Origin of the sequence: Amycolatopsis sp., from assembly GCF_035546795.1 — a bacterium.
Classification (GTDB): Bacteria; Actinomycetota; Actinomycetes; order Mycobacteriales; family Pseudonocardiaceae; genus Amycolatopsis_E.
Genome location: NZ_DASZWC010000020.1, coordinates 170,707 through 177,468 on the forward strand (window position 1 = coordinate 170,707; position 6,762 = coordinate 177,468).

The 6,762-nt window shown below is 69.6% G+C and carries 6 protein-coding genes and 1 pseudogene; 4 read left to right on the forward strand and 3 right to left on the reverse strand.

What is annotated here, in order from left to right:
* Positions 1-23: 23 nt before the first annotated feature.
* Positions 24-2,396, reverse strand: coding sequence for an alkaline phosphatase family protein (locus VHD82_RS14340; protein WP_325702587.1), 2,373 nt, complete (start codon positions 2,394-2,396; stop codon positions 24-26).
* 67 nt (positions 2,397-2,463) lie between these two features.
* On the opposite strand from VHD82_RS14340, the gene VHD82_RS14345 reads away from it, so the two are divergent.
* The gene (locus VHD82_RS14345) at positions 2,464-3,024 is read left to right on the forward strand and encodes a GNAT family N-acetyltransferase (RefSeq protein WP_325702590.1); all 561 of its coding nucleotides are present in this window, start codon (positions 2,464-2,466) and stop codon (positions 3,022-3,024) included.
* Positions 3,025-3,303: 279 nt separating this feature from the next.
* Here the strand turns inward: VHD82_RS14345 and VHD82_RS14350 are convergent.
* Both VHD82_RS14350 and VHD82_RS14355 read right to left on the reverse strand, forming a co-directional pair.
* Positions 3,304-4,149, reverse strand: a pseudogene (locus VHD82_RS14350) (glycosyltransferase family 87 protein); the annotation flags it as partial.
* Positions 4,150-4,286: 137 nt separating this feature from the next.
* Entirely contained in the window at positions 4,287-4,799 is a 513-nt protein-coding gene (locus VHD82_RS14355; RefSeq protein ID WP_325702593.1) for a GtrA family protein, read from the reverse strand.
* 244 nt (positions 4,800-5,043) lie between these two features.
* On the opposite strand from VHD82_RS14355, the gene VHD82_RS14360 reads away from it, so the two are divergent.
* The 3 genes from VHD82_RS14360 to VHD82_RS14370 all read left to right on the forward strand — a co-directional run bounded on the left by VHD82_RS14360 (position 5,044) and on the right by VHD82_RS14370 (position 6,323).
* A complete protein-coding gene (locus VHD82_RS14360) occupies positions 5,044-5,565 on the forward strand; it encodes a hypothetical protein (protein WP_325702596.1) in 522 nt (173 codons plus the stop codon).
* A 226-nt stretch (positions 5,566-5,791) separates the two neighbouring features.
* Positions 5,792-6,079 carry an alpha/beta hydrolase gene (locus VHD82_RS14365; protein WP_325702599.1) on the forward strand — a complete coding sequence of 96 codons (288 nt, stop codon included), beginning with the start codon at positions 5,792-5,794 and terminating at the stop codon, positions 6,077-6,079.
* 52 nt (positions 6,080-6,131) lie between these two features.
* Positions 6,132-6,323 (forward strand): hypothetical protein, encoded by a 192-nt coding sequence (locus VHD82_RS14370; protein WP_325702602.1) that lies wholly within the window; start codon positions 6,132-6,134, stop codon positions 6,321-6,323.
* Positions 6,324-6,762: the final 439 nt, after the last annotated feature.

Genomic DNA, 6,762 nt, shown 5'->3' on the forward strand with positions numbered 1-6,762 from the left:
CACCCACCGACAGTTTTCGGGGCCTACAGCACGGCGATCCCCGCGGGCTGGGTCGACAGCCCCACCGGCACGGTCGCGAGCACCCGCCGGGAGGCCAGGTCCACGGCCTGAACGGTGCAGGAAGCGTTGGTGCTGACCCACAGGATGCCGCCGGTGGCGTGCACGCCCGTGGGCACGTGGCCGACGGCGATCGTCGCGGCCACGGTGCCGCTGGCGGGGTCGAGCACCGAGATCGTGTCGTCGTTGGCGTTGCAGACGTACGCGAACGCCCCGTCCGGGCGGAACGTGACCTGCCACGGCGCCCGGCCCACCGCGATCCGGTCGGTCACCTTGCCCCGCAGGACAACGGCAACAGTGTTCTCGTCCGGGAGCGTTACGTACAACCGCGCGCCGTCCGGCGAAAGCCCGAGACCGCGGGCCCGCGCGAGCTCGGGCAGCCGGGCGCGCACCCGCCTCGTCTCCAAGTCCACAATGGACAACCCATCCGCGCAGCTCGCATACAACGTCGAACCGACGACGGCGACAGACTGCGGCGCGGCGCCGACCTCGATCTCACCGGAACCCAGCACCGAAACCGTCCCGGCGCCCGTGTTCGCGACGAAAACCTCCTGATCGGACACCGTGATCCCGTGCGGGCCCGCCCCGACCGCGATCCGGCCGGTCATGGTGTTCGTCGCCGGGTCGAACACCGACACGTCAGCGGCCCCGGAGTTCGTCACGAAGATCCGCGTCCCGTCCGTCGCCACGCCGTACGGGTTCGGGCCCGCGACCACCGCGTGCAGCAAGGAAAAGCTCGCACCGTCGAGCACGAGCAACTGGAAGCCGGTGATCCCCGCGACGTAGACCCGCCCGGGCGCCGCGGCGGGCGGGCCCGCGGTCGCGGCGGCGAGCGGGATGCCAGGGAAGTTCGTGCCCACGACACCGTCCGGGAAGTCGAACCGGTGCGTCGTCAGGGTTTCCGCCACCCGGCTGCGCGTGCCGGGCCGGACGTAGGCCGCGGTCGTCTTACGGCCGCCCGGTTCCTGGTGCGGCGGCGCCTGCCGGGCCCCCGGCACCACCGCCGGCGGCAGGGTCGCGACCGCGCGTTCGGCGTCGGCGACGTTCACGCTCGGCAAGGCCGGGAACGGTGCGCCCGACGGCATTCCCAAGGCGGACAACAGATCCCCGAACGTCTCTCGCCGCCAGCCGGTGAGGTTGGGCTCGGCCACCCCGGTCACCTGCTCCAGGAACCGCAGCACCGACGTGTGGTCGAACCGTTCGCGCGCCACCCAGCCGCCCTGCGTCCACGGCGAGACGATCAGGCACGGCACCCGGAACCCGGCGCCGATCGGCACCCCGCCGACGAACTCGCCGTCGGTACCGCGCCCGGGCAACGGCGGTGGCACGTGATCGAACAGCCCGTCGTTCTCGTCGTAGTTGAGGATGAATACCGTCTTGCGCCACACGTCGGGATTCGCCGCGACGGCGTCCAGCTTGCGGGCCACGAAATCCGCGCCCGCGGCGGGCAGGTAGTCGGGGTGCTCGCACTGCGCCCCGGTCGGCACGATCCACGACACCGTCGGCAACCGGTCCTCGCGGGCGTCCCGTTCGAACTGGTCGGCCGGTCCGATGGCCATCCCGTGCTGATACAGCGGGGAGTCGGTCCCGGCGTCCTGATAGGACTGGAAGAACTCCAGCGGATTGCAGCCGTAGTCGTCCTCCTCCTGGTAGACGTGCCAGGAAACGCCCGCCTCGGTCAGCCGCTCCGGGTAGGTCTTCCAGCGATACGGCGAAGGCACCACGTTGCTGGTGACCGGCCCGCCCGCGGCGCCGCCGGGGTCGATGCCGCCGCTCCACAGGTACAGCCGGTTCGGCCAGGTCGGGCCGAGGACCGAGCAGTGGTAGGCGTCGCAGACGGTGAACGCCTCGGCGAGCGCGAAGTGGAACGGGATGTCGTCGCGCGTGTAGTAGCCCATCGTGTAAGGCCCGTGCTCATCACCGTCGGAGGCGCGGTGCGCGGGCACCCACCTGTCCATCCGGCCGTCGTGGCAGGCGTCGTGCTGGACCGAAAACGCATGGCTGGTCGATGGGATCGCCTGCGCGCTGGTGCGTTTGGTGTCCAGGTGGAACGGCAGCAGATACCCGTCGGGGTTGCGTTCGTCGGGCTGGTGGAACACCGAGCGCCCGGAGGGCAGCGTCAGCGCGTCCGGGTCGTCGAAACCGCGGACCCCGGACAGCGTGCCGAAATAGTGGTCGAACGAGCGGTTCTCCTGGGTCAGCACCACCACGTGCTCGATGCCCGCGGGTTTGACCCCGCTGCCCATGACCTTGCGCAGGTTCGGCGGCAGCAGTGCGGCCACCGCGGCGAGACCGGCCGCCCCGACGCCGGTCGCCAGTGCCGTGCGCCTGCTGACCATGCGCCGATCGTCGCGAACCCGGTTGCCCGGGGCAATGCGCCTGCCGGAATTGGTAGGTTCGGCGACCATGAGCACCCCCTCGGTCCGCGCCGCCGTCGCCGCCGACGCCCCGGAAATCGCCCGTATCCAGAGCGTCACCTGGCGCATCGCGTACGCGGACATGCTGGGCGAGGAGGCACTGGCCGAACTGGAAGCGCGCGCCGAAGCACAGTGGGCCGAGGCCATCGCGCATCCGGACACCACCGTGCACGTGGCCACCGAGGGCGCGTTCACCGTCGGGTTCTGCGTTGCCGGCCCGGCCCCGGACGAGGAGGTGGCCTACGCCTCCGGCGAGCTGCCCGAGGACGCCGCGCGGACCGGCCTGATCGCCACGATCCTGGTGGAACCGCGCTGGGGCCGCCGCGGGCACGGCGGGAGGCTGCTCGCCGACGCCGCCGCCGGGTTGCGCCGGCGGGGCGCCGAGCGAGGGATCAGCTGGGTCGCCGAATCCGACTCGGCGTCACTGGGCTTCTTCCGCCGCGCCGGCTGGCGTCCCGACGGCACTGTTCGCACGCTCGACACCGGCCAGCGCCGGCTGCGCGAGGTCCGCCTGACCGGCCAGCTCGAAGTCGAGCTCGTCGGCGGCTGAGCGTGCCTTGCCGCGGCCGCGGAACCAGCGCACGGTCATCACGATCAGGAAGATCACCGCGATGATCTGGTAGCTCGAACCCGCGACCTTCTGCGGGAAGCTCCAGATCTGGTACTCCAGCGGGACCTGGTAGTGCGGGGCGAGCCAGAGGATCACCACGCCGACCCAGCCGGAGAACAGCAGCCACCAGTTGTGCTTCTGCACGCCCATCACCATGATCAGCGCCGCCGTGGGCAGCGCCAGCACCCAGTGGTGCGACCACGAGATCGGGGACACCAGCAGCACGCCGGTGGCGTTCACGCCCAGTGCCATCGCGATGTTGCCGTCGTCGAGGGCGCGCTTGGTGCCCAGCCACGTCATGGCCACGACGAGCAGCACGCCGATCCCGCCGACTAGGGTCAGCGTGTGGCCGCCGAGGCCGAGCTTCTCGAAGCTGGCCGTGACCGACTCGTTGGCGTGGATCGGGCCGATGTTCATGCCCGTGGCGTTGAAGACCCGGTCGGTCCAGTACAGCCACGAGTCGTGCGGCATCAGCACGAACGCGATCGCGGTGCACGCGCAGAAGCTGAGGAAGCTCGTGACGACCGCGCGGAAGTCCTTGCGCAGCAGGAACAGCAGCACGAACCCGGCCGGGGTCAGCTTCACCGCGGCCGCGATGCCGATCAGCACGCCGCGCGGCCATTTCGGGTTCGGCCACAGGCAGTCCACCGCGACCAGCATCATCAGGATGACGTTGATCTGGCCCCAGAAGATCGTGTTCGCCACCGGGTGCGCCACGACGAACACGCAGGCACCGGCGACGACCATCCAGCCCTTGGTCAGGTACTTGGCCAGCTCGGGCGAGCTCTTCTTGTACGCCCAGAGGATGGGGAACAGGCACAGGCAGGTGAACCCGGTCAGCAGCGGGTAGCCGATGTGCGGCGGGATGATCGCGAGCGGGGTGAACAGCACCGCCGAGAACGGCGGGTACGTGTACGGCAGCGCGCCGCCCACCGGCGAAACCGGGAGCTGGGTGTAGATCGAGTGGCCCTTGAGGAACGTGTCCGCGCCGAGGCGGTACACGTCGACGTCGGTCGGCCACTTGTTGATGCCGTGCGCGTAGTACGCCAGTGCGGCGAACAGCACCAGGCCCAGCAGCGTGCCCCCGGCCAGGCGCAGGCGTTCGATGGCACTCCCATGCCTCAATGTCGCGATGGCAGCTCTCAACTCGCCTCTCCCAGGTCCCGGCCACGAGATGTACCACGAAACAAACGCGGCGGACTCTATCTTGGTTGCCCGCGTGTCGGGGCGCTCGACCGGGTCCCCTTGCCGGGCGTGTCGGCGAACACCACCCAGCGGAGCGCGCAGTACAGGAACACCGCCTCGGCGGCGCCGGCGACGATGCGGGAAAGGTGGTATTCCATGCCCAGCGCGGCGAGGCCGGCACCGAGGCCGAGGATGAAGGCGAAGTAGTTGACCGCGATCGCGACGGCGTAGCGGATCGCCTGTCTGCCGACGGGCGCGTGCGAGCGGAAGTTCATGCCGCGGTTGAGCACGAAGCTGAGTGAGAAGGCGAGCACGTAGGCGAGCGTGACGCTGACCGGTAGCGGCAGCCCCAGCACTCCGTGACCGAGGGTGAGCAGGGCGAGGTCGACGGCGAAGGTGCAGCTGTTGATCACCGCGAACCCGAGCATACTGGGCGCGACCACGGCCGAAAGCCCGAAGGGCAGCCGCCGCACCGCGGCCGCGCACAACCTCGTGAATTTTTCCGGCGCGCCGCCGGACCTGTCCCGCACCGCGCCAGGTTTCCAGTGCCAGGTGGACGGAAAGTGACGAGCCGGTGGTCGGCAGGCGGCCATCGTCACCGGCAGCGACGGCCTTACCCGGGAATCACCGCAAAAAGAGCAGAGTACAAGGGAAATCCCACCCCTCCGACCACCTGGCGCGCGGAAGAAAGTCACTAGTACGGTGAACCACCCCGCTCCCCCGCCCGTCCTACGTGGTGACCGTCACGCCGTCGCCTAGACCCGAGGAGACACGATGCTGGGCTGGTATTGCCTGACGCTCGGTGTCGCCTTCTCCTCGGCGCTCCTCCCGGTGATCAGTGTCGAGGTGTTCGTGGTCGGCCTGGTGGCCAGCGAACCCGGGATGGGCTGGTTCCTCGTCGGCGCCGCGGTTTCGATCGGGCAGATGGCCGGCAAGTTCCTCTACTACCTGGCCGCCCGCGGCTCGATCAAGCTGCCGCCCTTCCTGCACGACCGGCTGCACCGGCAGCGCCCGCCCAGCCGCACGCGCGACAAGTGGCACGCCCGCACGAAGTGGCTGCGCGGCAAGGTGGAGGCGCTGCGCGAACGCTGCCACCGGCATCCGCACTGGATGACCGGCACCTACGGGGTCAGCTCCGTCGTCGGCCTGCCGCCGTTCATGGCGACCACGGTGCTGGCCGGGCTGGTGGACATGCGGATGTCCACGTTCGTCGGCGCCGGGCTGGCCGGCCGTTTCGTGCGCTACAGCCTGCTCGCCGCCTGCCCGGCGATGTTCGCCAGCTGGATCCACGCCTGACCTTCCGTAAAATGACCTACCCTTCCCTTCGATAGGGACGTTATGGCCGAGCAACTCGGGCTGCGACGGGGCTCACGGCCGGGCGGATCGGGAAGTAGTACCGGATCGCGCGGGAAGATCTGGAGGATCTGCTCGGCGCTACAAAACGGAGGCCGGCAGGCTCGCGATCCTCGCGCAGTACCAGGAAGTCCTCGACGGCTGGCCGGTCCCGGCGCGGCACTTACGCGTGCCGACTCGCGAGGGCGAGACGTTCGTGCTGGTGAGCGGCCCCGAGAACGCACCGGCGCTGGTCCTGTTGCACGGTTCGGGCAGCAACGCCGCGATGTGGCGCGACGATGTCGAGTCGTGGTCGAAGGACTCCGGGTGCACGCGATCGACAGATCGGCGAGCCAGGCTCGGCTCCGACGCCTACGCACTGTGGCTGGACGACGTGCTCGGCGGGCTGGGGCTGGACAAGGTGTCGATCGTCGGGGCTCGCACTCGACTACGCCACGCGGCGCCCACAGCGGGTTGAGCGGCTTGCGTTGCTGCGCCCGGGCGGGCTGGGGACACAGACGTACGGCTGAGTGCTGCCGGCACTGCTGCTCTCGCCGTTCGGCCGGTGGGACAGGTTCCGGACCATGAAGATCGTGGCCGGCGTGGATCATCGACAGACCCCGGAGATCGCCGGGTACCTCGGGCTGATCTTCACGCATTTCCTGTCACGGAAGGAAAAACTGCCGGTTTTCACCGACGGCGACCTGGCGAGGCTGACCTAGCCGGCGCGGGTGATCGTGGGCTCGCGGGATTTCCTGCGGGGTTGACGCACCACCCCACACACGGCAACCCGGCAACGCAACCGGAATCACCCCACGCCCACACCCCTCCCTCGCCCCGGTCCCCAGCCGCACTTGCGGTTCCGGGGCCGGGTCAAGGCATCTATCCCGCCTTGACCCGGCGCTGGGACCGCGAACACTCAAGGATCGGGGCGAGGGTGGGGTGCACAGAGCGCGGCCACGCGCGTCCGTTGCTGTCGCAGGGTGAGGGGAAAAGATCAAGAGATTGCCCTCGCCGGGCGGGCAATACCGCTAACTTAGGCTGCTCCCTGGCGAGGTTCGAGTCGGGACACGCGTGGTGAATGTCCAATGGCGGTGGGATTTTCTTCTATTATTTCGACGTGCCTCGAGTTGGTCAGCAGAGAAGGTCAAGCGGTTCCGT

Bases quoted from the DNA above. Each gene is read 5' to 3' on its own strand.
- VHD82_RS14345 (WP_325702590.1), top strand. From the start codon at position 2,464: ATGAGCACCCCCTCGGTCCGCGCCGCCGTCGCCGCCGACGCCCCGGAA.
- VHD82_RS14360 (WP_325702596.1), top strand. From the start codon at position 5,044: ATGCTGGGCTGGTATTGCCTGACGCTCGGTGTCGCCTTCTCCTCGGCG.
- VHD82_RS14340 (WP_325702587.1), bottom strand. From the start codon at position 2,396: ATGGTCAGCAGGCGCACGGCACTGGCGACCGGCGTCGGGGCGGCCGGT.